The sequence below is a fragment of the Siphonobacter sp. BAB-5405 genome, from assembly GCF_002872335.1.
GTDB lineage: Bacteria > Bacteroidota > Bacteroidia > Cytophagales > Spirosomataceae > Siphonobacter.
In genome coordinates this window covers 1-1,953 of sequence record NZ_NJAG01000084.1, presented here as the reverse complement: position 1 = coordinate 1,953, position 1,953 = coordinate 1, and the positions used below count along the sequence as shown (strand labels likewise).

The window sequence follows — 1,953 nt, the reverse complement described above, 5'->3', positions numbered from 1 at the left end:
CCGAGCTCGGTACCTGGAACATTCACGTGGAAGAAAAAATCCTTTCTTTTYCCYGCAGTGTTACCCGCTGGATTGGCTTTACATCTGCCTTGACGTTCGAGCAAATTGATTCCATGGCTTTGAACGCGAAGATGTTGGAAGAAGCCTATCGGCAAGCGTTGTCGCTGCAGGGCGAGCGACGGCTGGAAGTGGAATTTGAAATAGTCAACCCCCGAACCCAGCAAACCTATACGCTCTATGCCCTGGGAAACACGCATTTTAACGATCAGGGCCGGGCTACGCATATCCGTGGTTTTGTGCGGGATGTAACCCCTGAGCGAAAGATGCAGCAAGTGCTGGAAAGCAAGGTTGAAGACCGTACGCGGGAGCTGGCCACTTCCAACGAAAACCTGCAGGCCAGCAACGAAGAACTGGTACTAACCAACGAGTACCTGAGCCGCTCGAACGAGAGTTTGGAGCAATTCGCCTTCGTTGCCAGTCACGATTTGCAGGAACCGCTGCGAAAGATTCGTCAGTTTTGTGACTTACTCGTCAAACAGTACGATCGGGATCGGGTCCTGAACGAAACCTACCTGGATCGGATCCGCTATTCCGCCGCCCGCATGAGTGAGCTGGTGAGTGATTTGCTGGCTTTTTCACAAATTTCCAATGCTACGCCCGAGCTAAAGCTGGTAGACCTGAACAAAATCCTGGACCGGGTTCAGGAAAACTTATCCGTTTCGCTGGAGGAAACGCAGGCTCAATTGCAGATTGCTCCGTTACCAAACGTGATGGGCGATACCCTGCAACTCGAGCAACTCTGGCAAAATCTGGTATCCAATGCTCTGAAGTTCAGTAGTAAAGACCAAAGTGGGCATAAGCAAATTCCCCAGATTGTCATCAATGCCCAGGTTGTACCGCTTACCCAGTTACCAGGTCAGTTACAGTTAAAAGCCAGGATGTACCACCAGCTCAGCATTCAGGATAACGGCGTAGGCTTCGACGAAAAATATGCCGAACGTATTTTTGGTGTATTTCAACGGCTGCATGGTAAATCCGAATTCAAGGGTTCGGGCATTGGACTATCCATTTGTCAAAAAGTAGCCCATAATCACGGCGGCCTGATCACCGCAGAGAGTCAGCTGGGGAAAGGTGCTTTATTCCATGTGTACCTGCCCCTGCATCCGTAGAAAACTGAGCGAATTCTTCGCATCGTCCTGCCAGCGGTGTTCCCTTGCATTTTATATCCAAACCCGGGTAATTATACTACTCTAAGGAAATAAGATACCTTTCGCATGATTTTTTAGAAATACTATTTTTTGTCAATCACCCTATCAGACTATGACTCCTTCTTTTTCCTATGATACGCATCCCTTAGTCATTTTAGAAGATGATGAAGATGATCAGCACGTTTATGAAACGATCATTCATGATATAGCTCCTTCCCTTCCGCTTCGGTTCTTCAATAAAGGAGAGGATTTGTTGACAGCTCTGCAAAGTAAAAGTCTGCAACCTTTTCTAATTATCTCAGAAGTGCATCTGGGCGGTATGAGCGGCATGGAGCTTCGAAAGAAACTGGATGAGGATGAGGAAATCAGGACCAAAGCTATTCCGTTTGTTTTCTTTTCTCACCCCATTTATAAAAGAGAACTCGAAGAAGCCTATCATCTAACCATTCAGGGGTTTTTTGAAAAAAGTCCGGATTTGAAAGCTTTTCAAAAGCAGCTCGATTCCGTGATTCGCTACTGGTCGGATTGCAAGCATCCCAATCGTCCTGATGTAAATTAATAATCTGATGAATAGGGCGTTAACCTGAGTTTTTTGAGATCCTGGTAACTCCTTCCGTTTGTAGGTTTGATCAAAAATGGTTTCGTCAGCCTTTGGGCTAACGATTCTGTCCTTCTTTTTTGGTTGCTATGATTCTAGCCAGTATCTCGGGCAAAGGGGTGTAATCAATGAGCTTGAGCAGGTGCC

The 1,953-nt window shown here is 46.7% G+C and carries 2 protein-coding genes; both read left to right on the top strand.

Going from position 1 to position 1,953, the window contains the following annotated elements; genetic code table 11:
* On the top strand, nucleotides 1-1,169 hold a 1,169-nt coding region (locus BWI97_RS25685), incomplete at its 5' end, for an ATP-binding protein (RefSeq protein WP_233208052.1).
* Nucleotides 1,170-1,320: 151 nt separating this feature from the next.
* Complete coding sequence (locus BWI97_RS25680) at nucleotides 1,321-1,767, top strand: response regulator (RefSeq protein ID WP_094816528.1); 447 nt, start codon at nucleotides 1,321-1,323, stop codon at nucleotides 1,765-1,767.
* Nucleotides 1,768-1,953: the final 186 nt, after the last annotated feature.